Here is a 24583-nt window from a genome sequence, read left to right on the forward strand (position 1 = left end):
AGGTCTCTGAAAATTTACAGGATGATCCTAACATCCTATGTTTTGGCGCGTCAATGAGAATGCATACGTTTCTCTGGGTGTTATTCGCAAAATTTACCCTGGTAAAATAAATATAATCCGGGTAAAATTAGGTATATCTTCAAGGAGCCCCGCGATGTCCGATCCCCTTTTCAAGCTATCCACCGCGTTCGTCGGCCATCGACTGCTGGCCAGCGGCGAATTGGTCGAGGTTGCGCTGGCCGTGAAGGCGGCCAATGAGAATGGCGTGGCCGACCCCGTCCTGGTGTTCGACGACGCCACGGGTCGCGTCATCGACCTGGATCTGCGCGGCACCAAAGCCGACGTGGTGAAGCGATTGTCGCAACCGGTCGACCTGCCGCGGGGCCGTTACGCACCCAAAGAGGAGGCCGAAGGCGCGCCGCAGGACGATGCCCAGCCCGAGCCGCGCGGCCGTGGCCGTCCCAGGTTGGGTGTGGTGTCGCGCGAGGTGACCTTGCTGCCGCGCCAGTGGGAATGGCTGTCCGCGCAACCCGGCGGGGCGTCGGCCGTCCTGCGCCGCCTGGTCGACGACGCGCGCCGCAATGGCGCCGCGCAGCAACGCCAGCAGCGCCGCGCCGCGCAGGAGGCGGCGTACCACGTCATGCTGGCCGTCGGCGGCAACCTGCCGGGTTATGAAGAGGCAACGCGCGCGCTGTTCGCGGATGACCGCGAGGGCCTGGAAGCGCGCATCGCGCAGTGGCCGGACGATGTGCGGGCTTACGTATTGCGGCTGGCGTTCGCGCCCGCGTCCGCCTGAACGCGGCCAGGAGACCGGCATGGACACGCTTCGCCATCTCGACCCGACCCAACGCGCCGGCTGGCAATTCATGCAGCGCGGCATCGAGGGGCCGGTCATCATGCTGAATCTGCTGCGCTTGCGGGCGCAGGCCGATTATTCGGCCCATCCGGAACTGGCGCCGGTCCGGCCCATCAGCGGGGCGCAAGCCTTCGACCGCTACATCCGCCATACCCTGCCGTTCCTGCGCGAAAGCGGCGGCGACCTGACGCTGCTGGCCACCGGCGGTCCTTGGCTGATCGGCCCCGAGGACGAACGCTGGGACCTGGCCATGCTGGTGCGGCAGGCCAGCGTGGCCTCGTTCCTGGCCTTCGCCGGCCACCGCGAATACCTGGCCGGCATCGGGCATCGCACCGCCGCGCTGGAGGATTCGCGGCTGCTGCCGCTGGCCGAGCTGCCGCGGCCGGCCTGAGCGTGCGCAGCTTCAGGCCGCGGCCGGGTCCTCGTCCGCCGGCTTGAGCATCGGCATGATGAATTCCATGAAGGCGCGCGTCTTGGCCGGCAGCAGGTTCGACGGAAACACCGCATAGACAGACATCGGATCGACCGTCCAGTCGGGCAGCACGCGGTGCAGCGAGTTGCGCTTGATCACCGGGTCCAGCGCCGGACAGTAGGGCAGGCGCGTGATGCCCATGCCCAGTCCGGCCAGCGTGCCCATCACGCTGATGTTGTTGCCCGCCACGTGGCCGTCCACGTGCACCCGCATGCTGCTGACGCCGTTGTGCAGGTTCCAGTGCGAATAGGCCTCGTCGATGGCCGTGCGCAGGCATTGGTGCTGCGCCAGGTCGGCGGGTGAGCGCGGCTCGCCGTGGCGCTCCAGGTATTCGGTGGAGGCGTACAGATAGCTGTCCAGTGTCTGGACTTCCTGCACGACCGCGTTCACGTCCGCGCCGGCATCCACCTGGTCGCGGCCGAAGCGCAGGATCACGTCATAGGGGGTGCCGTGCGAGTCGGAGCTGGAGCGCATGCTCAGGTCGAACTCGCAGTCCAGTTCGGGATACTGGTTGGTGAAGCCGCGCAGCGCCTCGGGCAGCAGCCAGATGGCCAGGCTGTACGGCATGGAGATGCTCAAGCGCCCCTTGGGCCGGTCGGACAGCGCCAGCAGCTGTTCGTGCGCCAGCCGGGCTTCGTCGATCAGGCCCTGGCAGCGTTGCAGATACACCGAGCCAGCGTCGGTCAGTTCCAGCCGGCGCGTGTTGCGGTTGATCAGCCGCATGCCGATGGCCTGTTCCAGCTGGTTGATGCGCCGCGACAGGGTCGAGGTCGGCATGTCCAGCGCGCGGGCGGCCAGGCTGAAACTCTTGCGCCGCGCCACTTCGACGAACAGGGCAATATCGTTCAACTGCACGTGATGCGCGTCCTGCTCGGCGGCGCTGGTTTGCGGTGTCATATTCGATTGCAAAATCCGGAAATTCCGATACTTGCGCGGGGCGCGTATCCCATAAACTCAAGTTCTCTTCCGCCCGACCGCCTGCTTACACGGCTTGTGCATGACGGATCAACCCTGTTCCATCTCGGTGGTCACGCCCACCTACAACCGTGCGAATACGCTGCCGCGCGTGTTCGCTTCATTGAACCGGCAGACGTGCCGCGATTTCGAGTGGGTGATCGTGGACGATGGCTCCACCGACGGCACGCACCAGATCGTGCAGGCCTGGCAGGCCCGGGCGGATTTTCGCATACGGTACGTCTGGCAGCGCAATCAGCACAAGAAGGCCGCCATCAATCGTGGCGTGCGCGAGGCGCACGGGCAGTGGCTGGTGGCGCTGGACAGCGACGATGAAATGCCGCCCGACGCCCTGCAGATATTCCGGGACGAATGGGAGGCCATCCCGCCCGACCAGCGCGATCGCTACGTGTCGGTCACCGGCCTGTGTGCCCGGCCGGACGGCACCATCGTCGGCGACCGATACCCGGACAGCCTGCACGACGGCACCGCGCTGGACATGTACTTCCAGCACAAGGTGCGCGGAGAGAAATTCAGCTGCATGCGCACTGACGTGCTGCGCCGCTTTCCGTATCCCGAGGACGTGGCCGGCTTCGTGCCGGAAAGCCTGGTCTGGTGGGCGGTGGCGCGCGCCGGCTACCGGCAGCGCTTCGTCAACAGGGTGGTGCGCATCTATCACGATTCGGCCGAAAGCCTGACGCGCGGCGGCGTGTCGGGCAGCAACGTGCAGGGTCTGTACCTGCTGGCCTGGGATACCTTGCAGCACCATATGGCGATGTTCCGCTGCCGGCCCAAGGTCTTCCTGATGGCGGCGGCGCGGTATACGCGATTCCGCCTGTACCTCGAGCGCTCGGGGCTGCCCAGCGCGGTCAGCAAATACCGCCTGACCAATCCCTCGGCGCTGGCCCTGGTGTGGCTGCTATGGCCGATGGGGTATGCGTTGTACAGGCGCGACAAGCGGCGGCAGTAGGCGCGTCGCCCCATCACGCTGGTGGCCGCCCATGCGCCGTCAGCAAGGGATACGGATTGATCGCGCCGCCCGTCTGGTAGATGCCGTAGTGCAGATGTGGCGGCGTGCCGCGCGCATTGCCGGTATTGCCCACGTAACCCACGGTGTCGCCCGCCGCGAGCAGGTCGCCGCGCGCGATGTCGGCGTAGTCGTCCAGGTGGGCGTAATAGTGCATCTGCCTTCCCGGCCCCACGATCCACACCACCTTGCCGCCCAGATTATTGGTGCCGACCTGCGTGACCACACCCTCGGTGCTGGTGACGACGGGCGTGCCGCGCTTGGCGAAGATGTCGATGCCCTGATGCGTACGGCCGCGGCTGCGCGCGGCGCCCCAGGTGTCGGCCAACTGGCGCGGCGAGATGCCGGCCACCGGTACGGGCAAGGACACGGGAATGGGTTTGAGGGCCAGCCGCATCACGTGCCACGGCGCGCGCCAGGCGGAGGGGACGCGGGGCCAGCTCCACCAGCCGGCGGCGCCGAACAGGGCCAGCACGACCAGCCAGGTCAGCCATCCGCGCAGGCGGCTGCCGAAGGTGCGGGGGGGAACGGGCGTGGCGGCATCGGTCATGTCGGGGTCCTGTCCGTCTGCAAGCGGATTGGACCCCGGCAGGGCGGACGGGGTTCCCGCCCCGTGGTCAGTCGCGCGAAGCGGGCGGCACGTGGTCGCGCATGTCCGCGTCGTCGTCGCCGTCCTCATCTTCGTCGTCGTAGTCTTCCTCGTCCAGTGCGTCTTCCTGCAGCGAGAACGGCAGCACGTCGACCAGCTCGTCGGACCAGGCGGCTTCCTCGCCGTCCTGGTCGATCTTGACGAAGCGTTCGCCCTCGTTGGTCGAGATCTGGACGGCCCACAGGAACAGGCAGTCGTAGGGCTCGACGCTTTCCGGCAGGCCGCCGCGCTGGCCCAGCAGGCGCGTCCCCGCGCCGCCCAACTGCACGTGCAGCGGCTGCTCTGTTTCGTCGTCGTCCTCGGCCAGCGTCATGCCGAAGCTGACCCATTCGAGGCCGGCTTCGTCGGTGCCCACTTCGGCCAGCACGGGCTGGCCCAGGTAGGCGCTCATGGCGTCGGCTGTCTTGGACAGCATGTCGAGTTCGGGTTGGCTGAAGCGGGCGACGGAGGCGGGCGGCGTGGCGGAGGCGGACATGGCGGCGGCCTGAGGAAGAATCGGAAAGACCGCTATTGTCTCCCGATCCGGATACGGCTGCATGACGCCCGCTCCGATAGTGCGCGCCCGCGGCGGCGGCGCAACGTCGAAGGGCCTACAATCGATGCTTCTGCAACCCGCATCCCCCCATTCACGCATCCATGGCCCAATACGTCTACACCATGAATCGCGTCGGCAAGATCGTGCCGCCCAAGCGTCAGATCCTGCGCGACATCTCGCTTTCCTTCTTCCCCGGCGCCAAGATCGGCGTGCTGGGCCTGAACGGCTCGGGCAAGTCCACGCTGCTCAAGATCATGGCGGGCGTCGACAAGGAGATCGAGGGCGAAGCCATTCCCATGCCCGGCCTGAACATCGGCTACCTGCCGCAAGAGCCGCAACTCAACCCCGAGCACACCGTGCGCCAGGCCGTCGAGGAAGGCCTGGGCGCCGCGATGGCCGCCAAGAAGCGCCTGGACGAGGTCTACGCGGCCTACGCCGAGCCCGATGCCGATTTCGACGCGCTGGCCGCCGAACAGGCCGAGCTCGAGGCCATCATCGCCGCCGCCGCTTCCAGTGGCGCCGACGACATCGAACACCAGATGGAAATCGCCGCCGACGCGCTGCGCCTGCCGCCCTGGGACGCCAACGTGGGCAAGCTGTCCGGCGGGGAAAAGCGCCGCGTGGCGCTGTGCCGCCTGCTGCTGTCCAAGCCCGACATGCTGCTGCTGGACGAACCCACCAACCACCTGGACGCCGAATCGGTCGAATGGCTGGAGCAGTTTCTGCACAAGTTCCCGGGCACCGTGGTCGGCGTCACCCACGATCGCTACTTCCTGGACAACGCCGCCGAATGGATCCTCGAACTGGACCGCGGCCACGGCATCCCCTGGAAGGGCAACTACAGCACCTGGCTCGAACAGAAGGACGCGCGCCTGAAGCAGGAAGAGGCTTCCGAGTCCGCCCGCCAGAAGACCATCAAGAAAGAACTCGAATGGGTGCGCCAGAACCCGAAGGGCCGCCAGGCCAAGGCCAAGGCTCGCCTGGCCCGCTTCGAGGAACTGTCGTCCTACGAATACCAGAAGCGCAACGAAACCCAGGAAATCTTCATTCCGGTGGGCGAGCGCCTGGGCAACGAGGTCATCGAGTTCAACAACGTCAGCAAGGCCTACGGCGACCGCCTGCTGATCGACAACCTCAGCTTCAAGATTCCGCCGGGCGCCATCGTCGGCATCATCGGTCCCAACGGCGCCGGCAAGTCCACGCTGTTCCGCATGATCGCCGGACGCGAGCAGCCCGATTCGGGCGAGGTGGTCATCGGCCAGACTGTCAAGCTGGCCTACGTCGACCAGTCGCGCGACGCGCTGGAAGACAAGAAGACCGTGTTCGACGCCGTGTCCGACGGCGCCGACATGCTCACCATCGGCAAGTTCGAGATGTCGTCGCGCGCCTACCTGGGCCGCTTCAACTTCAAGGGCGGCGACCAGAACAAGGTGGTCGGCCAGTTGTCCGGCGGCGAACGCGGCCGCCTGCACATGGCCAAGACGCTGATCGCCGGCGGCAACGTGCTGCTGCTGGACGAACCGTCCAACGACCTCGACGTGGAAACCCTGCGCGCGCTGGAAGATGCGCTGCTGGAGTACCCCGGCAGCGTCATGGTCATCAGCCATGATCGCTGGTTCCTGGACCGTATCGCCACGCACATCCTGGCCTTCGAAGGCGATTCGCAGGTGGTGTTCTTCGACGGCAACTACCAGGAGTACGAAGCCGACAAGAAGGCGCGCCTGGGCGAAGAGGGCGCCAAGCCCCGCCGCCTGCGCTACAAGGCGCTGAAGTAAGTCTTCTTGCGATGCGCGGATTGCCCTTGGGGCGATCCGTTTCAAGATGATCACGGGCCGCTGATGCGGCCCGTGCCACACCGGAAGCCACGCCATGCCCGCCATTTCGCTGCAAGCCTCGGATTGCACCCTGCTGGTCATCGACATGCAGGAGAAGCTGCTGCCCGCCATCCATGAAGGCGACGCGGTGCTGGCGGCCACGCTGAAGCTGGCCCGCGCCGCGCGCCTGCTCGACATCCCCGTGGTGGGCACCGAGCAGCAGCCCGGCAAGCTGGGCGCCACCGTGCCCGACCTGGCGGGCGAGCTGCAGGCGGTCTACGCCAAGACGCACTTCTCGGCGGCGCGCGAGCCGGGCTTCGAAGAGTGGCTGCCGTCCGCGCGGCGCACGGTGCTGGTGGCGGGTGTCGAGGCCCACGTCTGCGTGCTGCAGACCCTGCTGGACTTGCGCCAGCGCGGCTGGCAGGTGGCTTTGGTGTCCGATGCCGTGGGCTCGCGCAAGCCGTCCGACCACCATGCCGCATCGCGGCGAGCCCGAGCGGGCGGCGCCGACATCGTCAGCGCCGAGATGGCCATTTTCGAGTGGATGGAGACCTGCGAGCATCCGCGTTTCCGCGACGTGTTACGGCTGGTCAAATAAGATGCACCCTCGGGGGCGGTGACAGGCATATGTCAAACGATTGACACAAATCCTGGGCAACCCTCACACCTGTCAGGCGGCCGTTCTGCGAACCTGAAGGCTCCGGAAAAGAGCGCGCACCGTGCCGGCTGTCGAGGTTGCGTTGCGGGCTCACCGTACGAGAATCAGGAGTCTCGCCATGAAAATCCAGACACTAACCAAGGCTTGTGCCGCCGCCGCGCTCATCGCCACGATGGCCGGCTGCTCCACCTGGGACGGCATGAGCCACCGCCAGAAGGGCGCGGTGGGCGGCGCCGCCTTGGGCGGCGTAGCGGGCGCGGTCATCACCAACGGCGGCGTGCTGGGCACGGTGGGCGGCGCGGCCCTGGGCGGCATCATCGGCGACCAGGTCAGCAAGTAAATCCCGCGTGCCTGTGCACGTTGCGGTATCCGAAAGGCCCGGCGGGGGATCGCCGGGCCTTCGTCATGTCGGCAGGCCTGAAACGCGCGGGGAAGGCAGGGTCCGGCCACTGCCGCGGACGACCCTATGCAATGCGCCCGGACATGCCGGGCGCATTGCATTCGGAACCGGGGCGCCTCAGGCGTCCGGCTGCGGGATCTCGATCTTCACTTCGAGCACTTCCAGGGTGTCCTGGCGTTCGAGGTTGACCTTGATGTCTTCGGGATTGATCTGCACGTATTTCGAGATGACGGCCACCAGCTCTTGTTGCAACTGCGGCAGGTAGTCGGGCGAATCGCCACGCCCCGAGCGTTCGTGCGCGAGGATGATTTGCAGGCGTTCTTTGGCCACCGCGGCCGTCTTCTTCTTTTCGCCCAGCAGGAACGACAAGAACGACATCGTTTACTTTCCTCCGAAAAGCCGCTTGAGGAAACCGGGCTTGGTGTAGTCGACGAAGCGCAGCGAACGCTCTTCGCCCAGATAGCGGGCGACCACGTCCTTGTAGGCCTCGGACACGTCGGTGTCCTTCAGGTGGATGGCGGGCAGGCCCTGGTTGGAGGCTTGCAGCACCGCTTCGGATTCGGGCACGACGCCGATCAGCTTGATGCGCAGGATGTCTTCGATGTCGGTCAGCGACAGCATTTCGCCGTCATTGACGCGCTTGGGGTTGTAGCGCGTCAGCAGCAGGTATTCCTTGACCGGATCCTCGCCCTCGATGGCACGGCGCGATTTTGCGGCCAGGATGCCCAGGATGCGGTCGGAGTCGCGCACGGAAGAGACTTCGGGATTGGTGACCACCAGCGCGTCGTCGGCGTAGTAGGCCGCCAGCAGCGCGCCCGTTTCGATACCGGCCGGCGAATCGCAGATGATGTAGTCGAAGCCCATGGTCTTGAGCTCTTCGATCACCTTGCCCACGCCTTCCTGCGTCAGGGCGTCCTTGTCGCGCGTTTGCGAGGCGGGCAGCACGAACAGGTTCTCGAGCTGCTTGTCCTTGATCAACGCCTGCTTCAGGGTGGCTTCGCCCTGGATGACGTTGACGAAGTCGTACACGACGCGCCGTTCGCAACCCATGATGAGGTCGAGATTGCGCAGGCCGACGTCGAAGTCGATGACCGCCGTCTTGTGCCCCCGCATCGCCAATCCGGACGAGAAGCTCGCGCTGGTGGTTGTCTTGCCCACACCGCCTTTGCCGGAAGTCACCACAACGATACGTGTCATGACTGTGAAACCCTTATCAAATAAACCGCGTTATCGTAAAGCAAAAAGCCCGTGTAAGGCTTATTGCAAGATGTATGGCGAACGCCTGTTCGCCAGTATGTTCTTACTCAGCTTTTCAGTGCCTCGACCCGCAGCGCTTCGCCGTCCAGCCAGACCAGCGCGGGCTGATTGTGCAGCTTTGCATCGAGCTTGGCTTCCACCACGCGATACACGCCCGCCACCGCAAGCAGTTCGGCATCGAGCTGCGTGGTGAAGATGCGCGCATTGGTGTCGCCGCGCGCGCCGGCCATGGCCTTGCCGCGCAGCGGGCCGTAGACGTGCACGTTGCCGTCGGCAATGACTTCCGCGCCCTGGCTGACCATGCCGATGACCACCAGGTCGGTCTGGCGCGCGTACACGCGCTGGCCCGAACGCAATGGCCGGTTGATGACCATCGCCGAGGACGACGGCGCCGGGGTGGGCGCGGCCGTCGGGGCTGGCTCGGGGTCCGGTACGGGTTCGGGTTCTGGCTTGGGCGCGGCCTGTACAGGCGCGGCAGGGGCCGGTGCGGCGGCAGGAGCCGATGGCGCGGCCGGCACGGGCACCTGGGCGAATTCGGCGGCGCGCACGGCGGCGGCCGCATCGGCCGGCGCCGTCGGGCGCGCGTTGGCCGTGGACAGGTCGACCGGCGTCAGGCCGGCTTCGCGCGCGGCGGCCAGGTTGGCGCCTTCGGCGACCACGCCGATGGGCGGCAGGTTGTGCTGGCGCAGCGCCTGCAGCAGGCGTGGCCAGTCGATGGTTTCTTCCACGCGGCTGGCGTCGATGACGACCGGCTCGTGTTCGAAGAAGCTGCCCGCATCGGCCATGCGCTGCGCCAGCGCATCGGCCAGCCTTTCGGTGTCCGCGCTTTGCAGCACCACCCGCACGGCATACAGCGTGGCGCTCTTGAAATCCAGGGCGAGCGATTCGGTGTTCATGGCGATGCTCAGGCGGCCCAGGAGTCGCGCAGCGTGACCACGCGGTTCAGCACGGGGGCCTCGGCGGTGGACTCGACGCGGTCGGCCGTGAAATAGCCCAGGCGCTCGAACTGCCAGGTGGCGCCGGGTTCTGCGACGGTGCCCGGTTCGAGCCAGGCCTGAACCGTCTGCTTCGAATTCGGGTTCAGGCAGGTCAGGAAGTCTTTCTCGCCGGCGTCGGGATGCGGGTCGGCGAACAGGCGGTCGTACAGATGCACTTGCGCCGGCACGGCATGCGCCGCGCTGATCCAGGTGATGGTGCCCTTGACCTTGACGCTGTCGGCGCCCGGCGTGCCGCTGCGGGTTTCCGGCAGGTATTCGGCGTGCACCTCGATGACGTTGCCGGCCTCGTCCTTGCGCAAGCCCGTGCATTGCACGACGTAGCCGTACTTCAGGCGCACCTGGTTGCCCGGGAACAGGCGGAAGTACTTCTTGGGCGGCTCTTCGCGGAAGTCGTCGCGCTCGATCCACAGTTCGCGCGAGAACGGGAATTCGCGGTGGCCGGCTTCGGGGTCGTGCGGGTTGCGGGGGGCGGTACAGAGGTCGGTCTGCCCCTCGGGGTAGTTGGTGATGACCAGCTTGAGCGGATCCAGCACGGCCACGGCGCGCGGCGCGATCGGATCGAGGTCGTCGCGCACGGCCTGCTCCAGCAGGCTGTAGTCGATGCGCGAGTCGGACTTGGACACGGCGGTGCGGTCGCAGAACAGGCGGATGGCGGCCGGCGTGTAGCCCCGGCGGCGCAGGCCGAACAGCGTGGGCAGGCGCGGGTCGTCCCAGCCCGCCACGTGGCCTTCGCGCACCAGTTGCAGCAGCTTGCGCTTGCTGGTGACGATGTACGTGAGGTTCAGGCGTGCGAATTCATACTGGTGCGGCAGCGGCGCGGCCAGTTTGCCCAGCTCGGCCAGACGCGCCAGGATCCAGTCGTAGAACGGACGCTGGTCTTCGAACTCCAGCGTGCAGATGCTGTGCGTGATGCCTTCCAGCGCGTCCTCGACCGGGTGGGCCCAGCTGTACATCGGATAGATGCACCAGTCGTCGCCCGTGCGGTGGTGCGTGGCGTGACGCACGCGGTACATGACCGGATCGCGCAGGTTGATGTTGGGCGAGGCCATGTCGATGCGGGCGCGCAGCACCAGGCTGCCGTCCGGATGCTTGCCCTCGCGCATCTCGCGCAGCAGCGTCAGCGACTCGGCCGCGGGGCGGTTGCGCCACGGCGAATCGGTGCCGGGTTCGGTCAGCGTGCCGCGGCTGGCGCGGATCTGATCGGCGTTCTGTTCGTCGACGTAGGCGTGGCCGGCCTCGATCAGCGCTTCGGCGAACTCGTACATGTAGCCGAAGTAGTCGCTGGCGAAGTACTGGTTGTCGTTGCCGTCGGCGCGCCAGTCGAAGCCCAGCCATTGCACGGCCTCGGCGATGGCGTCGACGTATTCCTGCTCTTCCTTTTCGGGATTGGTGTCGTCGAAGCGCAGGTGGCAGACGCCGCCGTACTCGCGCGCCATGCCGAAGTTGACGCAGATGCTCTTGGCGTGGCCGATGTGCAGGTAGCCGTTGGGTTCCGGCGGGAAACGGGTGCGGATACGGGCCGGATCGGGACCGCCCTGCTGCTGCACGGCCGCCGGGCCGGGCCGGCCGGCCCAGCGCTTGTCCTGGAAGCGACCCGACTCCAGGTCGTCCTCGATGATGTTGCGCAGGTAATTGCTGGCGGCAGGCGGCGTCGGAGCAGTGGTCATTCTGGACAGAATCGAAATGGCAGCGATAAAGCGTCAATTTTGCCACGTTCGCGGCGGTAACCCATGAGGCGCGCTGCGCTGATCTGCTTTTTTGCGAACGCCAGCCTTGTCCCGGACTCATGCCAGTGCCGCCGGCCCCATCCAGGGCACGGCGGATCCGGCTCCGCCGGTCCGCCAGGTGCCGCCCCTGGAGGGGCGCCGTGCAACGGGCGCGCGTAAGCGCGTAGGGGGGTGGGCCCTGTCCTCTACCCATTCGACTACACTACCGGCCATCATGGAAATCCCCTCGCTTTTGCTGGCCCGCGCGCAGTTCCTGGCCAGCTTCAGTTTCCTTGCGCTGTTCATGGCCGTGGCGCTTGCGCTGGCCTGGTTGCTGCTTTTCTTCAAGATCCGCGCGCGCGTCACCGGGCAGGCCGGCTGGACGGCCGCCTACCGCTTCTGGGTCCGCATCTTTGCCCTCTGTTTCGTGCTGGCCCTGGGGGCGGCGTTGCCCGTGCTGGTCCAGATGGGCAGCCTGTGGGGCGGGGTGATGGACCGGATCGGCAACGTGGCCGGTCCGTTGGTGGGCTACGGCGTGCTGTCGGTCTTCGTGCTGAAGTCCTGTTTCCTGGGCGTCATGCTGTTCGGGCAGCGCCGCGTGTCCGACGCGGCCCATACCCTGGCGGTATTCATGGTGGCCGTCGGCCAACTGGTCGCCGCGGGCTGGCTGGTGGCCCTGCATTCCTGGATGCAGACGCCCGATGGCGCCGCGCTCGTCGAGGGGCGCTATCAGGTTTATGACTGGCCTGCGGTGGTGTTCAATCCCTCGTTCGGCTGGAGCATGGCCCTGACCGCGCTGGGCGCCTTGCTGGCCGCCGCGTTTCTCATCATGGGCGTGATCGCGCTGCAGACGCTGCGCCGTCCGCCCGGTGACGGCGAACGCAATGCGTTCAAGGCCGCGGCGGTGGTCGCCGCCATTGCCGCTCTGCTGCAGGCCCCGGCCGCGCTGGGCCTGGCCGAACTGGTCGCGGTGCACCAGCCCGCCAAGGCGGCGGCGGTGGCGGGCTACTGGCAGACCGGCGCCCAGCCCGAGCTGGCCCTGGTCGGCTGGCCCGACGCCAAGACCCAGACCAATCTGTATTCCTGGACGATCCATTCCGGCACCCGCCTGCTCGGGCGTACCGCGCAGGGCGAGTTCGTGGGCCTGGACCGCTTCGCGGGCATGCAGCCCCCCGTGGCCGTGGTGTTCTGGTCGGCACGCGTGGCCGTGCTGCTGGGCGTGGCCATGCTGGGGGCGGCCTGCCTGACGCTGCTGCTGGGCTGGCGCCGCAATCTCGATCCCTCCGCGCTGCCCGCCTGGTGGCTGCGCGCGCTGATCGGCATGACTTTCGCTGGCGGCATCGCCGCAGTGGCCGGCTGGTGGGTGTCCTTGGCCGGCCTGTTGCCCTACATCGTCAACCGCACGGTCACGCAATCCGAAGTGCTGAGCAGCGCCTCGCACACCTCGCTGGGCTATGGCCTGCTGGCCTACCTGCTGCTTTACCTGGCGCTGGGCCTGGCGTTCGTCGGCATGCTGCTGCACGCCGCGCGTTATGGCGTGGTGCCCGTACGCAAGACCATCGGAAGCGCCGCATGATCGATACCCTTGCCGCCTCGCTGGGACTGACGCCGGGCGACCCCGCCTTCTGGATGCCGCTGGTGTTCATGGGCCTGCTGTTGCTGCTGATCGTGGCCGGCATCGTGCTGGATGGTTTCGACATCGGCGTGGGCGTGCTGCTGCAGCTCGCGCCGTCCGAGATGCGCGGCCGCATGATGGGCCTGCTCAGCCCCTGGCGCGACGCCAACGAATTCTGGCCCCTGCTGGGCATCGGGCTGTTCTGCGCGGCGTTCCCCTTTGCCTGGGGCTCGGTGTTCAGCAAGCTCTATGGGCCGTTGGCCTGCATGGGGTTCGGCATGCTGCTGCGCAGCGTGTCGTTCGAATTCCGCATCCGGGCCCGCAACGAACACAAGCCGCGCTGGATCGTGGGCTTCTGGCTGGGCTCGGTGCTGACCGCGGTCGGGCAGGGCGCCGTGCTGGGCCGGGTGGCCACCGGCTATCAAAGCGATGCCGGCTATGGCTGGTTCTCCATCTTCACCGGCGTGTGCGGCATCGCCGCCTACGCTCTGCTGGGCGCCTGCTGGCTGATCATGCGCGTCGATGGCGATCTGCAGCGCCGCGCGGTGGCCTGGGCTCGCCATGCCACGCGCTGGACCTCGGTCGGCATGGTGGCGGTGGCCGTGGCGCTCGGCCTGGCCAACTCGGGCGTGTTCTACCGCTGGAGCGACGATGCCCACCTGGGCCTGGCCGTGGCCGTATGGGTGGCGATGCTGCTGTGCTTCGTGGGCATCGAGATGCTGCTGGCCCGCCTGCCGGGCCGCGCGGACCGCTTCGACTGGCTGCCGTTCGTGCTGTGCGTGCTGCTGTACGTGCTGATGCTGGCGGGGCTGACTTACAGCTTCTTCCCCTACCTGATCCTGGACGACCTGACCATCTGGGACGGGTCCGGCGCGGTGGCGTCGATGCGCCTGGTGCTGGCCGGCGCGGTGATCGGGGGGCCGGTGGTGCTGATCTTCAACGTGCTGGCGTATCGCACGGTGTTCGGCCGGGAGCGCCGCGCGGCGGCGCAGCCGGTGTTGCCGCAGCCCTGACCGGCGCACGCGCCCACTTGCAGGGCAAGCCTGGGACAGCGCCGCGTCGACAGCGCCGGCCGTCCTCCTGCGCCCATCCGTGGCCTTCCTACGCCGCCAGCGGCAGCGAAATCCGCACCAGCAATCCGCCTTCCGGCGCATCCAGCAATTCCAGCGTACCGCCATGCACCCGCGCGATCGAATCGGCCAGGGCCAGCCCCAGGCCGACATTGCCGGTGCGGGTGCGCGCGTCGTCCAGGCGGGCGAACGGACGCAGGGCTTCCTGGCGCCGTTCGGGTGCGATCCCCGGGCCGTGGTCGGCCACGTCCAGGATGGCCAGATCGCCTTCCCGGCGCAGGGCGATGTCCAGGGGCAGGGCGCCGTGGTGCAGGGCATTGCCGATCAGGTTGTCCAGCAGCCGGCCCAGCGCGACCGCGTCGCCGTTGACCACCAGGTCGGGATCGTCCGGCGATTGCAGCGTGACGTCGGTGCCGGCGCCTTTCCAGGCGCCCACGCGGTCCTCGATCCATTCGGTCAGGGACAACGGGGTGCGATGGTAGGCCGCCGGGTCGGTGCCGCGCACGAAGCCGATGAACTGGTCGACCATGTGCTGCATGTCCTGCAGGTCTTTGCGCAAGCCGTCCTTCAGCGCCGAGTCGTCGGCCATCTCGATGCGCAGCCACATGCGCGACAACGGACCTTTCAGGTCGTGGGGCAGGCCGGACAGCAGGGTGCGGCGCACCGAGTCGGATTCGGCCAGCGCGTCCAGCATGGCGTTGAAGCGTTCGCCCAGCACGCGCGTTTCGTGCGGGCCGGAGGGCTCGACGCGTTGCGGCTGGCCCGCGGCCAGCCGGTCGGCGGCGTCGGCCAGCCGGGTGATCGGCCGGGTGATGTGCCAGGAGAAGCCCGCGGCCAGCAGCAGCACCATCCCCAGTCCGCCCAGCCAGATGGCCAGCAGCGGCGTGGACACGGGGGGATCCAGCCGTTCCAGCGGAATGACCAGCCACTCGCGCAGCAGCGGCGCGTCTTCCGTGGCCGGGTTCGGCGCCAGCGAGATGTACAGCTCGGGATCGGGGCCGCGCGACAGGGCCACCCGGGTGCCGTCGTTCAGCCGGTCGTTCAGCTCGCGCACCAGGCCGCGCAGGTTGCGCCTCACGTCATCGGTGTCGGGCGGGTCGCGACGGGGCGGCAGGTGCTCGCGGCGTTGCAGCCGGGCTTCGGCGGGCAGCACGCGCGACCATAGCCGCCATTGGTTCTGCGAGGCCACCCGCACGAAATCGGGGCGGTCCTCGGCGGGCACCTGCGACAGCGCCGCGCGCAGCGTGCGGATGGTCGTGGTGAGATAGTCGATGCCGACGTTCTCGATGAACTTGTCGCGGAAGTACGCCGCGCTGGTCAGCGTGGCGGCCTGCGCCAACAGTACGGCGCCCAATACCAGCAGGATCAGGCGGGTGCGCAGCGAACGCGGCAGCAGCAGGCGGGGATGCAGGCGCATGGCAGCGCCGCCTTATGGGGAGAACCGGTAGCCGATGCCCCAGACCGTCTGGATCCAGCGCGGCTGCTTGGGGTCTTCCTCGATGGCGCGGCGCAGCCGCAGGACGGCGATGTCGATGGCCCGGTCGTTGCGTTCGCCGCTGTCGTCGTCGCGGGCCAGCGACAGCAGGCGTTCGCGCGACAGCGGCTTGCCGGCGTTGCGCACCAGCGCTTCGAGCAGGTTGATCTCGCCGCCGGTGAGCTTGACGGGCGTGCCGTCGCGCAGCAGCTGGCGCGTGGCCGGGTCGAAGACGAACGGGCCGAACGAGACGGGCGAATCCTTGGTCAGCGCCGACGGGCCGCGCTTGCGGCGCAGCACCGCCTCGATGCGGGCCAGCAGCTCGCGGGGGTCGAAGGGCTTGCCCAGGTAGTCGTCGGCCCCGGCCTCCAGGCCGATGATGCGGTCGACGGCCTCGTCGCGCGCGGTCAGCAGGATGACGGGCAGGTCTTCGCCCTGCTCGCGCAGCTTGCGGCAGGCATCGGCGCCGTCGCCGCCGGGCAGCATGCGGTCCAGCACCAGCAGGTCGGGTGCATAGCGGGTGATGCGCGCGGCCAGGTCGTGGGCATCGGGCGCCAGCAGGGTGTCGTAACCGTGCCGGTTGAGATAGTCGGCCAATAATTGCCGCAGCGCGGGATCGTCGTCGACGACCAACAGCTTGGTGTGGGGCTGATCCATGGGCGGCATAGTGACTCGGCGGAAGGCGCCCGGCAAGGGGTGGAAATCAATTGAAATATGCTGCGGCATTATTTTGCTATGTCCCTGCTTTGAAGGGAACCCGAGGCTGGCCTTAAAATCGAATCTGTCCGTCGCGCCCGGCCGCGGCAGTACTCAGGACACTTTTTCCCTATGCCGTGCCCTCGTTTCCATTTCTGGATGCCTGCGTTTGTCCGCGCGCGTCAGCGGATGGCGACGCGCGTCATGTTCCTGGGCCTGGCAAGCACCTGCACGCTTGGGGCCTGCGCCACGCTGGACGGCAGTCCGTCCTCCGAGGCCGATGCCGCGCCGCAGTCCGCCAGGCCGCAGCCGGTGAGGGTGGCGCAGGCCACCCCGCGCCGCACACCCTCGTCCAACCGCGGCTGGGCGGGCGACGGCGACGTGGCCCGCTACGGCATCGGCGTGCTGGCGCCGGCCTTGCCCATGCGGGTGGCGCCGGTGGCCGAACTTGAGGCGCACGAACTGCCCCCCGACCCCTGCCTGGAGGATGACGACGTAGGTCTCCTGTGCGCGACCGCGTTGGCCGATCCCGACGCCGTGCCGCCGCCCGAGCCGGACCCCGCCTATGCCCTGGGGCTGGAGGCCGCTGATTTCGGCCCGGGCACGAAGGTGCAGGTGGTCTACGGCATCGCCAAGCCGCGCAAGCGCTGGTTCGCCTCCGTCGGCTCGCAGACCGGCATGGTCTATGGCGACCGCAGCTGGACGTATCGCGAGGCAGACGGGCCGTCGGTGGCGGTGGGCAACCTGAGCACGACGGCGCTGACCTGGGGCAGTTCGGCTTTCGCGATCGGCGGCTTGCAATTGTCGAGCCCGGCGCCCACCACGACCTCGTCCGGCACGCTGGAGCCGGGCCAGTTCGGCTACTCCTCGTCCATCGGCCGCCTGAACAACACCGACATGACGGCTACTTCCGGTGCGGTGACCTACGGTCCGTCGGTGGGCACCGGCAGCTTCCGGTACGGCCTGACCTCCGACGTGACCCTCGAAGCGCAGGTCCAGAGCGCGCCCTCGCTGGCCGCGCACGGCCTGGGCACCACTTATTCGGCGGGCGAGTACGGCAGCGTGCAGGCCGGCATCACGCAAAGTTCCTACGATGCGGTCGGCGCCCGCCGGTACCGGCTGGGCTACAGCGTCGATGTCATCGAGGATCTGAAGGTGGGGCTGATCACCGAGCGCACGCAGAACGGCTTCAGCGACCTGGCCACCTATCAATCGGGCGGCGCGCAGCCCTACAGCCGCAACATCTACAGCGCCGGCGTACCGGTGTCGGGCATCGGCACGCTCAGCGGCACCTATACGCTGGGCAATGGCCTGACCCCGGCGGACGACGAGCGGCGCATCGGCCTGGTGCAAAGCGTGCAACTGGCGCCGAGCGTGCAGTTCGCCCTGGGCGCCGACCGCGACATCGTCACCGGCGACTACGACGTGCGCGCCAACCTGAGCATGCCGGTGGATACCTTCATGCGGGGTCGTTGGTGGCTCCGTTAGCGCGCCGATTCGTCACGCCGGGCCGGCCGGTCCGAAAATGGGGCTTAAAATCCCCCGCATGATGCTTTCGGCTGCTTTCCATGTCTGACCCGCGCGCCCTGTCCGTACTGCAGCGCGTCTTCGGCTACGAATCCTTCCGCGGTGACCAGCAGGACATCGTCCAGCACGTCATCGACGGCGGCGATGCCCTGGTGCTGATGCCCACCGGCGGCGGCAAATCCCTCTGCTATCAGGTGCCCGCGCTGGTGCGCGAAGGCACCGGCGTGGTCGTGTCCCCGCTCATCGCGCTGATGCAGGACCAGGTCGACGCGCTGACCGAGCTGGGCGTGCGCGCGGCCTTCCTGAATTCCACCCAGGAGTGGCGCGTGGCCCGCGAGGTCGAACAGGCCTTCCTGGCCGGCGAGCTCGACCTGCTGTACGTGGCGCCCGAGCGCCTGATGACCGACCGTTGCCTCGAACTGCTGGAACGCGGCCGTGTGGCCCTGTTCGCCATCGACGAGGCGCATTGCGTGTCGCAGTGGGGGCATGATTTCCGGCCGGAATACCTCGGGCTGTCGATGTTGCACGAGCGCTGGCCCGACGTGCCGCGCATCGCGTTGACGGCCACGGCCACCGCCGCCACGCGCGACGAGATCGCGCAGCGCCTGGCACTGGATACGGCCCGCCATTTCGTGGCCAGCTTCGACCGGCCGAACATCCGCTATCGCATCGTCGAGAAAAACGAAGTGCGGCGCCAGTTGCTGGACCTGATCCGCACCGAGCACGCGGGCGATTCGGGCGTCATCTACTGCCTGTCGCGCGCCCGCGTGGAAGAAACCGCCGAGTTCCTGTGCAACAACGGCGTCAATGCCTTGCCCTATCACGCGGGGCTGGGGGCGCAGGTGCGCGCGGCCAACCAGTCGCGCTTCCTGCGCGAGGACGGCATCGTCATGGTGGCCACCATCGCGTTCGGCATGGGTATCGACAAGCCCGACGTGCGCTTCGTGGCGCACATCGACCTGCCGAAATCGGTCGAGGGCTACTACCAGGAAACCGGCCGTGCCGGCCGCGACGGCCTGCCCGCGTCGGCCTGGCTGGCGTATGGCCTGCAGGACGTGGTGCAGCAGCGCCGCATGATCGACGAATCGCCGGGCGACGAGGCCTATCGCCGCCGCCTGGGGCAGCAACTGGACGCCATGCTGGGCCTGTGCGAGACGGTCGAATGCCGCCGCGTGCGCCTGCTGGCCTACTTCGGCCAGACCATCACCGCCTGCGGCAACTGCGACGTCTGCCTGGATCCGCCCCAGGCCTGGGACGGCACGGTGGCCGCGCAGAAGGTGCTGTCGGCGGTCTACCGCCTGCAGCAGCGCGGCCAGCGCTATGGCGCGGGCCACATCATCGACATCCTGCGCGGCAAGAGCACCGAGCGCACGCGCCAGCACGATCACGAATCGCTGACCGTGTTCGGCATCGGGGCCGACCTGTCCGACCAGGCCTGGCGCGGCGTGCTGCGCCAGTTGCTGGCGCAGGGGCTGCTGATGGTGGACCACGAAGGCTACGGCACCCTGGCGCTGACGGAAGACAGCCGCACGGTGCTCAAGGGCGAGCGCCAGTTGATGCTGCGCCGCGAGCCGGAGAAGAAAGAGCGCTCGCGCGGCGCGCAGCGCGCCCGTGCCGAGGCGGTGGATCTGCCGCCCGAGGCCAAGCCGCTGTTCGATGCCCTGCGCGCCTGGCGCGGCGAAGTCGCCAAGAACCACGGCGTGCCGGCCTACGTGATCTTCCATGACGCCACGCTGCGCGAGATCGCCACCGCGAAACCCGAAACGCTGGAAGACCTGGGGCACATCAGCGGGGTGGGCGCGCGCAAGCTGGATGCCTACGGCGAGGACATCCTGCGGCACGTGTCGCAGGGATGATCCACGCATGACGGGCGCCGCGGCGCCCGTCACCGCTTTCGCCGATTCAGCGCGGCATCATCACCACGATGGCGCCGAGCGCCAGCACCAGGCCCACCAGGTTCAGCGGGCTCAGGCGTTCGCGGAACACCAGCGCGCCCACCAGGGTGCCGACCGTGATCACGCCCATGTTCATCGACGCGAACACCAGCGCCGGATTGCCCGGCAGGCTCTGGTGCGCCTTGATGTAGGTGATGATGTTGCCGTAGTTGAACAGTCCCAGGACGACGCCCGCGCCCAGGCTGCGCCATTGCCACTGCACGCGGCGCGCCACCAGGTACAGCGTGGTCACCAGGCCGGCCAGGATGAACACCACCAGCATCGTGCCCGGAAAGGCCGAGCCGGCGCGCGCCATCTGCTTGTACAGCACGTCGATCACGCCGTAGCCCACCATGACCGCCACCGGCCACAGCCAGGCGCCGCGCGTGGCGTCGGGATCGGCGGCCTCGTTGCGTGGCCGGCGCAGCAGGCAGGCCAGGGCGCCGAAGGCCAGCGCGATGCCCGCCAGCTTGTGGCCCGTCAGTTGTTCGCCGAACAAGGCGAAGGCGGCCAGCAGGGGGATGAACAGGGCCAGGCGCTGCGCGGCGTCGCTGCGCACGATGCCCGCGTGGCGCACCGATTGCGCCATCGCCATGAAGACGGAAGGCATCAGCACCGCCAGCGGCGCCAGCAGCATCCAGGCGCCGGGCGTGGACAGCGCCTGCACGGGCTGGGGCGACAGCGTCAGCCAGCACAGGATGGCCGCGATGCCGTAGTTGGCCGCGAAGGACTGGCGCACGTCGATGCCGTGGCGGCGGGCCAGTTTCAGCAGCACGGAAACCGTGACGCTGCACGTCACGCTGATGGCCAGCAACAGAAGGCCGGGGGTCATAGGCATACAGCCTCCATGGGGGGAAGGGCATCGCCGGCACGCATGCCCAGGCGCGCCAGAAGGCGGCGGTCGGCGTCGGCCTGCGGGTTGGCGGCGGTCAGCAAGGTGTCGCCGTAGAAAATCGAGTTCGCGCCGGCCAGGAAGCATAGCGCCTGTTCGGCGTCCGCCAGCGACTCGCGGCCCGCCGACAGGCGCACCATGGCGCGCGGCATGGCGATGCGGGCCACCGCGATGGTCCGCACCAGTTCGAAGGGGTCGAGCGGTTCGGCATCGGCCAGCGGCGTTCCGGGCACGGCGATCAGGTTGTTGATCGGTACCGATTCGGGATACGGGCGCAGGTCGGCCAGTTGGGCGATCAGCGCGGCGCGCTCGCGGCGCGATTCGCCCATGCCGATGATGCCGCCGCAGCACACCGACAGTCCGGCGCCGCGTACGCGCTGCAGCGTGTCCAGGCGGTCCTGGTAGGTACGGGTCGAGATGATGTCGCCGTAGAAGGCCGGCGACGTGTCCAGGTTGTGGTTGTAGTAGTCCAGCCCGGCGTCCTTCAATTGCTCGGCCTGGCCATCGCGCAGCATGCCCAACGTCACGCAGGTTTCCAGGCCCAGCGCCTTCACCGCCGCCACCATCTGGGCGACGGCTTCCAGTTGATGCGGCTTGGGGCTGCGCCAGGCCGCGCCCATGCAGAAGCGGCGCGCGCCGCTGTCGCGGGCCGCGCGGGCGGCCTGCAGCACGTCTTCCAGCGGCAGCAGAGCCTGCGAGGTCACGCCGGTGTCGTAGCGGGCCGCTTGCGGGCAATAGCCGCAGTCCTCCGGACAGCCGCCGGTCTTGATCGACAGCAGCGTGGAGAGCTGCACCGTGTCGGCGGCGAAATGCTTGCGATGCACCGATTGCGCGCGGTGCAGCAGGTCGGGCAGCGGCAGGTCGTACAGCGTCATCAAGTCGTCGACTTGCCAGGCGGCGTCCGCCGAGAGGGCGGATGGCTGGCGCGCGGGGGCAGCCACGGGCTGGGTGTGCATGGGGGCTCCTTCTTCACGGCCGAGGCGGGGGCCAGCGGCTGGCGCATCGTAAGAAGGGTGGGGCGAGAAAGGCAATTCCGTCAAAAATCGCGAAATTGGCGTTATTTTGGCTGATGTTAAAAGAGGTAGCCTGAAAATTGCGTGCTGGTTGCTGGTAACGCGCAGGCATCTTGCGGACCGACCAGGCGTCTTAATTGTTGTATCTGAAAGTAAATTTAAGATGCGCCTTGTGCCCGAGGCCTGGAAGAGCGGCGTTTCGCCAAGCGGGCCTTGTCTTTCAGAGATCCGGCCTGCCGCGAATGCAAGCCGGTCACGGTCGCCATGCCGCGGGGGCCGCCAGACCGTCCGTCCAAAAGTTCGCCCGCCACGCCTGGCGGCCATTTCTGGCCACCCGGCAGGCGGGCGTATCGGACACCGAGGCTCAGCCTTTTACAGGCCGAGCGGCGTGCCTATCAGGGGTTGAACGACTTCGTGCTGTACAGCGCGCCGTCCACGCGCTCGATCACCGGCAGGTTCGTCGACGAATCGACGGTCTGGCGATCGATGTAGGTCTGGAAGGCGTCAGCGTCGAGCACGCCGATGTCTTCGCGGCGCTCGGCCGGGATCGTGGCCAGGACCTTGTAGCCGTCGCCACCCTGGGCCGCGAAGCTCAGCGTGAACAGCTTGTAGGTCTTGGCAGGGTCGATGGCTTCCCACACGCCGGTGTCGCGGTTGCGCACTTCCAGGTTGCTGGCGCGGCTGCCGTAGGCTTGGGCGTAGTTCACGTCGAAGCGCAGGCCGCCCGTGTAGGGGTAGGGGCCGGTCGAGCCGCCCGTGCCGAACACGGCGTTCAGGCCATCTTCCACCATGGTCTTGACCTCGGCGCCGGTCAGCTCCAGGCGCCACAGCATGTTGCTGAAGGGCAGGACGGTCAGCACGTCGGCAGCCGTCACGCGGCCCGTGACGGTGTCGATGGGCAGGGCCACGCGCACGCCGCCGCCGTTCTGCAGCGAGATGTCGGCGCCACCGTAGTCGCTGTTGGCGATTTCCAGGAAGGCCTGAGCGACATACTGCTGGATGTCGCCGCCGCGCAGGGCGACGTTGCCTTCGGTGTTGCAAGTGTCGCTGCTGTTGCTGACGTCGGCGATGGCGGGGTTGGGCGGCGTGCCGGGAACGCGGCGACGGCACAGTTCCTGCATCGTGATGGCGACTTCCTTGGCGCGGAACTCATCCACGAAGGCCTTGAAGGGCTTCAGCAGTTCGGCGGCGGCGGTGTCGGGGTGCGTGATGCGCAGGAAGCCGCTGGCGGCGATGTCGTCACGCATGGCGCGCAGATCGGCCGCGCTGGGCGTGGCACCGCTGACGCTGATGTTCTCGTCGATCAGCACGTGAGGCGTACCGCCGCAGTTGGTGACCTTGCCGTCCTTGTCGAACGAGACGTTCAGTTCGCCCACGACCTGCGAGTATTCCCAGGCGTGCACCAGGCACACGGGGCTGCCGTCCTTGTCGGCCAACTGCTCGGCATACTTGCCGGCGGGGGTGCCCACGCCGTAGTCGGTCAGCGAGTCCGGGCCCAGCAGGGTGTGCGAGTCGCCACCGACCACGACGTCCACGCCGCTCAGGTTGGCCAGCACCTGCTTGTCGTACTCGTAGCCGATGTGGCTCATGACGACGATCTTGTTGATGCCCTGTGCCTTCAGTTCGTCGATCGAACGCTGCGCGGCAACGGTTTCGTCTTCGAACGTGGTGTCGGCGTCGGGGCTGGACGAGTTCTTGGTCTTGGTGGCGATCGTCAGGCCGACGATACCGATCTTCTGGTCGCTGCGCTCGACGATGGTGTACGGGTTGACGTAGCCCGGGGCGCGCGACGGGTTCAGTTGGGAGTTCTCGCCGAAGTGCACGTTGGCGCTGATAACCGGGGTCTGGCAATCGCCGGCGTGCAGGCGGTCGATGAAGCCCTTGAGTTCGGTGTCGCCCTTGTCGAATTCGTGGTTGCCCAGCGTGAAGGCGTCGAAGCACACGGTGTTCATCATCGTGGCATCGGCTTCGCCCAGCGCGCCGGCGCGGTTGTAATACAGCGTGCCGGTCAGGGCGTCGCCAGCGTGCAGCTTCAGCACGTTGCTCTTGCCAACGGACAGCTCTTTCATGGCCGCGGTGACGCGCGGGAAGCCGGCGGCCTCGACGCTGACCGCCGTGCGGGTGCCGGCGGCATTCTTCAGGTTCAGCGTACGGTTCTTGGCATCCAGGTTCGAATGGTGATCGTCGATGTGCAGGATGGTCAGGTCCATCGGCTCGCCAGCGACCGGCGGCGTGGTGGCCTGGTCGTCGTCGTGGTCGCTGCCGCCGCAAGCGGCGACCAGACCTGCGGCGGCCAGGGCCGCGGCGATGACTTTCAGACGATGGTTCCAACGGGACTCGGACCCGTTGCGGCCAAAGGACGGCTCAGCGTGCATGACTCTCTCCTCGATACAAAAAGAGGCGTCATGGTTGCCTGGGGTAATGACGTAGCTGTTACGCAGCTGAATGAAAAAGGGTTTCTGTCGTTTCCCTGAAACGGTGTGTATTAATGTGTCGGCCAGTCATGCTGACGTAATTTGAATATGAGGGACGCAATGTTCCTTCTGCTCACATCGGTCATGGATCGTGACCGCGCGCCGCCGGCAACAGGCCTACCATTGGATCACCACGTTAAAAAACCGGAGACCACGATGGCCCAGAAAGAAGAACGTACCGCCGATGAGATCCGCCTGTATGTCCAGCAGGCGGTGGATGGGCTGACCTCGCCCGCGGGCGACGTGAAGATCGTCATCCCGCCGCCGCAACTGCTGCGGGACGACCAGGGCGCCGGCAACTGGAACATGCCGCCCTATGCCGGCGACAAGACGTATGCCGAGGTGGTCGCGCGCGTCGTGAGCGAGGCGCAGGCCAAGTACCGGTTGAGGGTGGTGGTGGCGGAGGATGACGACGACGAGGACTGACGTCGCCGCGCCGGCTGCGGCAGGCGGAAATGAAAAAGGGTTGGCTCGATCTGCATCGAACCAACCCTTTGAATTTTGGCGGAGCGGACGGGGCTCGAACCCGCGACCCCCGGCGTGACAGGCCGGTATTCTAACC

At 67.6% G+C, this 24583-nt stretch carries 23 protein-coding genes; 11 read left to right on the forward strand and 12 right to left on the reverse strand.

The features are described from left to right. The first annotated feature begins 154 nt into the window (after window positions 1-154). Window positions 155-796 (forward strand): DUF2239 family protein, encoded by a 642-nt coding sequence (locus A7W11_RS03765; protein ID WP_066408316.1) that lies wholly within the window; start codon window positions 155-157, stop codon window positions 794-796. Window positions 797-815: 19 nt separating this feature from the next. Continuing rightward, the gene (locus A7W11_RS03770) at window positions 816-1247 is read left to right on the forward strand and encodes a DUF1330 domain-containing protein (RefSeq protein WP_066408318.1); all 432 of its coding nucleotides are present in this window, start codon (window positions 816-818) and stop codon (window positions 1245-1247) included. A 12-nt stretch (window positions 1248-1259) separates the two neighbouring features. Here the strand turns inward: A7W11_RS03770 and A7W11_RS03775 are convergent, their stop codons facing one another. Next, the gene (locus A7W11_RS03775) at window positions 1260-2225 is read right to left on the reverse strand and encodes a LysR family transcriptional regulator (protein ID WP_066408325.1); all 966 of its coding nucleotides are present in this window, start codon (window positions 2223-2225) and stop codon (window positions 1260-1262) included. A gap of 100 nt (window positions 2226-2325) precedes the next feature. Between A7W11_RS03775 and A7W11_RS03780 the strand changes: the two genes are divergently transcribed. Beyond that, window positions 2326-3252: a glycosyltransferase family 2 protein gene (locus A7W11_RS03780; protein WP_066408327.1), complete on the forward strand. Its 927-nt coding sequence runs from the start codon at window positions 2326-2328 to the stop codon at window positions 3250-3252. Between the two features lie 13 nt (window positions 3253-3265). Here the strand turns inward: A7W11_RS03780 and A7W11_RS03785 are convergent, their stop codons facing one another. Further along, complete coding sequence (locus A7W11_RS03785) at window positions 3266-3859, reverse strand: M23 family metallopeptidase (RefSeq protein ID WP_156522988.1); 594 nt, start codon at window positions 3857-3859, stop codon at window positions 3266-3268. A gap of 67 nt (window positions 3860-3926) precedes the next feature. Then, window positions 3927-4433, reverse strand: a complete 507-nt coding sequence (locus tag A7W11_RS03790) for a hypothetical protein (RefSeq protein WP_066408329.1) — start codon at window positions 4431-4433, stop codon at window positions 3927-3929. Between the two features lie 161 nt (window positions 4434-4594). Here A7W11_RS03790 and ettA point away from each other — a divergent pair, with 161 nt between their 5' ends. The 3 genes from ettA (at window position 4595) to A7W11_RS03805 (ending at window position 7305) form a co-directional block, all read left to right on the forward strand. Further along, window positions 4595-6268 (forward strand): energy-dependent translational throttle protein EttA, encoded by a 1674-nt coding sequence (ettA, locus tag A7W11_RS03795; protein ID WP_066408332.1) that lies wholly within the window; start codon window positions 4595-4597, stop codon window positions 6266-6268. Window positions 6269-6371: 103 nt separating this feature from the next. Further along, window positions 6372-6905, forward strand: a complete 534-nt coding sequence (locus tag A7W11_RS03800; RefSeq protein ID WP_412778696.1) for an isochorismatase family protein — start codon at window positions 6372-6374, stop codon at window positions 6903-6905. A 178-nt stretch (window positions 6906-7083) separates the two neighbouring features. Then, on the forward strand, window positions 7084-7305 hold the full coding sequence (locus A7W11_RS03805; protein ID WP_066408339.1) for a glycine zipper 2TM domain-containing protein: 222 nt from the start codon (window positions 7084-7086) through the stop codon (window positions 7303-7305). 177 nt (window positions 7306-7482) lie between these two features. Here A7W11_RS03805 and minE read toward each other — a convergent pair whose 3' ends face one another. The 4 genes from minE to A7W11_RS03825 all read right to left on the reverse strand — a co-directional run bounded on the left by minE (window position 7483) and on the right by A7W11_RS03825 (window position 11287). Then, window positions 7483-7743, reverse strand: coding sequence for a cell division topological specificity factor MinE (gene minE, locus A7W11_RS03810; protein WP_066408342.1), 261 nt, complete (start codon window positions 7741-7743; stop codon window positions 7483-7485). A 3-nt stretch (window positions 7744-7746) separates the two neighbouring features. After that, on the reverse strand, window positions 7747-8562 hold the full coding sequence (gene minD / locus A7W11_RS03815) for a septum site-determining protein MinD (protein WP_066408345.1): 816 nt from the start codon (window positions 8560-8562) through the stop codon (window positions 7747-7749). 107 nt (window positions 8563-8669) lie between these two features. Further along, a complete protein-coding gene (gene minC / locus A7W11_RS03820) occupies window positions 8670-9518 on the reverse strand; it encodes a septum site-determining protein MinC (protein ID WP_066408348.1) in 849 nt (282 codons plus the stop codon). Window positions 9519-9526: 8 nt separating this feature from the next. Beyond that, complete coding sequence (locus A7W11_RS03825; RefSeq protein ID WP_066408359.1) at window positions 9527-11287, reverse strand: glutamine--tRNA ligase/YqeY domain fusion protein; 1761 nt, start codon at window positions 11285-11287, stop codon at window positions 9527-9529. A 274-nt stretch (window positions 11288-11561) separates the two neighbouring features. Between A7W11_RS03825 and A7W11_RS03830 the strand changes: the two genes are divergently transcribed. Both A7W11_RS03830 and A7W11_RS03835 read left to right on the forward strand, forming a co-directional pair. Further along, window positions 11562-12902: a cytochrome ubiquinol oxidase subunit I gene (locus A7W11_RS03830; RefSeq protein WP_066408368.1), complete on the forward strand. Its 1341-nt coding sequence runs from the start codon at window positions 11562-11564 to the stop codon at window positions 12900-12902. After that, the gene (locus A7W11_RS03835; protein ID WP_066408370.1) at window positions 12899-13954 is read left to right on the forward strand and encodes a cytochrome d ubiquinol oxidase subunit II; all 1056 of its coding nucleotides are present in this window, start codon (window positions 12899-12901) and stop codon (window positions 13952-13954) included. The genes A7W11_RS03830 and A7W11_RS03835 overlap by 4 nt, the downstream gene beginning before the upstream one ends. Window positions 13955-14042: 88 nt before the next feature. Here A7W11_RS03835 and risK read toward each other — a convergent pair whose 3' ends face one another. Next, window positions 14043-15428, reverse strand: coding sequence for a sensor histidine kinase RisK (gene risK, locus A7W11_RS03840; RefSeq protein ID WP_066408373.1), 1386 nt, complete (start codon window positions 15426-15428; stop codon window positions 14043-14045). 12 nt (window positions 15429-15440) lie between these two features. Beyond that, entirely contained in the window at window positions 15441-16142 is a 702-nt protein-coding gene (locus A7W11_RS03845) for a response regulator (protein WP_066408637.1), read from the reverse strand. A gap of 243 nt (window positions 16143-16385) precedes the next feature. Between A7W11_RS03845 and A7W11_RS03850 the strand changes: the two genes are divergently transcribed. Both A7W11_RS03850 and recQ read left to right on the forward strand, forming a co-directional pair. Beyond that, complete coding sequence (locus A7W11_RS03850; RefSeq protein WP_156522989.1) at window positions 16386-17669, forward strand: fimbria/pilus outer membrane usher protein; 1284 nt, start codon at window positions 16386-16388, stop codon at window positions 17667-17669. Between the two features lie 80 nt (window positions 17670-17749). Beyond that, the gene (gene recQ / locus A7W11_RS03855) at window positions 17750-19564 is read left to right on the forward strand and encodes a DNA helicase RecQ (protein WP_066408378.1); all 1815 of its coding nucleotides are present in this window, start codon (window positions 17750-17752) and stop codon (window positions 19562-19564) included. 46 nt (window positions 19565-19610) lie between these two features. Here the strand turns inward: recQ and A7W11_RS03860 are convergent, their stop codons facing one another. From A7W11_RS03860 to A7W11_RS03870, 3 genes are all read right to left on the reverse strand, one after another. Continuing rightward, window positions 19611-20474, reverse strand: coding sequence for a DMT family transporter (locus tag A7W11_RS03860; RefSeq protein WP_066408382.1), 864 nt, complete (start codon window positions 20472-20474; stop codon window positions 19611-19613). Continuing rightward, window positions 20471-21490 carry a biotin synthase BioB gene (gene bioB, locus A7W11_RS03865; RefSeq protein WP_066408389.1) on the reverse strand — a complete coding sequence of 340 codons (1020 nt, stop codon included), beginning with the start codon at window positions 21488-21490 and terminating at the stop codon, window positions 20471-20473. Before bioB ends, A7W11_RS03860 begins: the two co-directional genes overlap by 4 nt. 452 nt (window positions 21491-21942) lie before the next feature. Then, window positions 21943-23922: a bifunctional metallophosphatase/5'-nucleotidase gene (locus tag A7W11_RS03870; RefSeq protein ID WP_066408398.1), complete on the reverse strand. Its 1980-nt coding sequence runs from the start codon at window positions 23920-23922 to the stop codon at window positions 21943-21945. Window positions 23923-24177: 255 nt separating this feature from the next. Between A7W11_RS03870 and A7W11_RS03875 the strand changes: the two genes are divergently transcribed. Beyond that, entirely contained in the window at window positions 24178-24447 is a 270-nt protein-coding gene (locus A7W11_RS03875) for a hypothetical protein (RefSeq protein ID WP_066123037.1), read from the forward strand. Window positions 24448-24583 lie beyond the last annotated feature (136 nt).

The organism is Bordetella ansorpii (assembly GCF_900078315.1).
Taxonomy (GTDB): Bacteria; Pseudomonadota; Gammaproteobacteria; order Burkholderiales; family Burkholderiaceae_B; genus Bordetella; species Bordetella ansorpii.

Excerpts from the sequence above, each read along its gene's own strand:
- A7W11_RS03790 (WP_066408329.1), bottom strand. The coding sequence starts at position 4,433 with ATGTCCGCCTCCGCCACGCCGCCCGCCTCCGTCGCCCGCTTCAGCCAA.
- A7W11_RS03785 (WP_156522988.1), bottom strand. The coding sequence starts at position 3,859 with ATGACCGATGCCGCCACGCCCGTTCCCCCCCGCACCTTCGGCAGCCGC.
- A7W11_RS03870 (WP_066408398.1), bottom strand. The coding sequence starts at position 23,922 with ATGCACGCTGAGCCGTCCTTTGGCCGCAACGGGTCCGAGTCCCGTTGG.
- ettA (WP_066408332.1), top strand. The coding sequence starts at position 4,595 with ATGGCCCAATACGTCTACACCATGAATCGCGTCGGCAAGATCGTGCCG.
- bioB (WP_066408389.1), bottom strand. The coding sequence starts at position 21,490 with ATGCACACCCAGCCCGTGGCTGCCCCCGCGCGCCAGCCATCCGCCCTC.
- A7W11_RS03835 (WP_066408370.1), top strand. The coding sequence starts at position 12,899 with ATGATCGATACCCTTGCCGCCTCGCTGGGACTGACGCCGGGCGACCCC.
- minE (WP_066408342.1), bottom strand. The coding sequence starts at position 7,743 with ATGTCGTTCTTGTCGTTCCTGCTGGGCGAAAAGAAGAAGACGGCCGCG.
- recQ (WP_066408378.1), top strand. The coding sequence starts at position 17,750 with ATGTCTGACCCGCGCGCCCTGTCCGTACTGCAGCGCGTCTTCGGCTAC.
- A7W11_RS03765 (WP_066408316.1), top strand. The coding sequence starts at position 155 with ATGTCCGATCCCCTTTTCAAGCTATCCACCGCGTTCGTCGGCCATCGA.
- A7W11_RS03775 (WP_066408325.1), bottom strand. The coding sequence starts at position 2,225 with ATGACACCGCAAACCAGCGCCGCCGAGCAGGACGCGCATCACGTGCAG.
- A7W11_RS03805 (WP_066408339.1), top strand. The coding sequence starts at position 7,084 with ATGAAAATCCAGACACTAACCAAGGCTTGTGCCGCCGCCGCGCTCATC.
- A7W11_RS03875 (WP_066123037.1), top strand. The coding sequence starts at position 24,178 with ATGGCCCAGAAAGAAGAACGTACCGCCGATGAGATCCGCCTGTATGTC.
- risK (WP_066408373.1), bottom strand. The coding sequence starts at position 15,428 with ATGCGCCTGCATCCCCGCCTGCTGCTGCCGCGTTCGCTGCGCACCCGC.
- A7W11_RS03845 (WP_066408637.1), bottom strand. The coding sequence starts at position 16,142 with ATGGATCAGCCCCACACCAAGCTGTTGGTCGTCGACGACGATCCCGCG.
- A7W11_RS03825 (WP_066408359.1), bottom strand. The coding sequence starts at position 11,287 with ATGACCACTGCTCCGACGCCGCCTGCCGCCAGCAATTACCTGCGCAAC.
- A7W11_RS03860 (WP_066408382.1), bottom strand. The coding sequence starts at position 20,474 with ATGACCCCCGGCCTTCTGTTGCTGGCCATCAGCGTGACGTGCAGCGTC.
- A7W11_RS03830 (WP_066408368.1), top strand. The coding sequence starts at position 11,562 with ATGGAAATCCCCTCGCTTTTGCTGGCCCGCGCGCAGTTCCTGGCCAGC.
- A7W11_RS03850 (WP_156522989.1), top strand. The coding sequence starts at position 16,386 with ATGTTCCTGGGCCTGGCAAGCACCTGCACGCTTGGGGCCTGCGCCACG.
- A7W11_RS03780 (WP_066408327.1), top strand. The coding sequence starts at position 2,326 with ATGACGGATCAACCCTGTTCCATCTCGGTGGTCACGCCCACCTACAAC.
- A7W11_RS03770 (WP_066408318.1), top strand. The coding sequence starts at position 816 with ATGGACACGCTTCGCCATCTCGACCCGACCCAACGCGCCGGCTGGCAA.
- minD (WP_066408345.1), bottom strand. The coding sequence starts at position 8,562 with ATGACACGTATCGTTGTGGTGACTTCCGGCAAAGGCGGTGTGGGCAAG.
- minC (WP_066408348.1), bottom strand. The coding sequence starts at position 9,518 with ATGAACACCGAATCGCTCGCCCTGGATTTCAAGAGCGCCACGCTGTAT.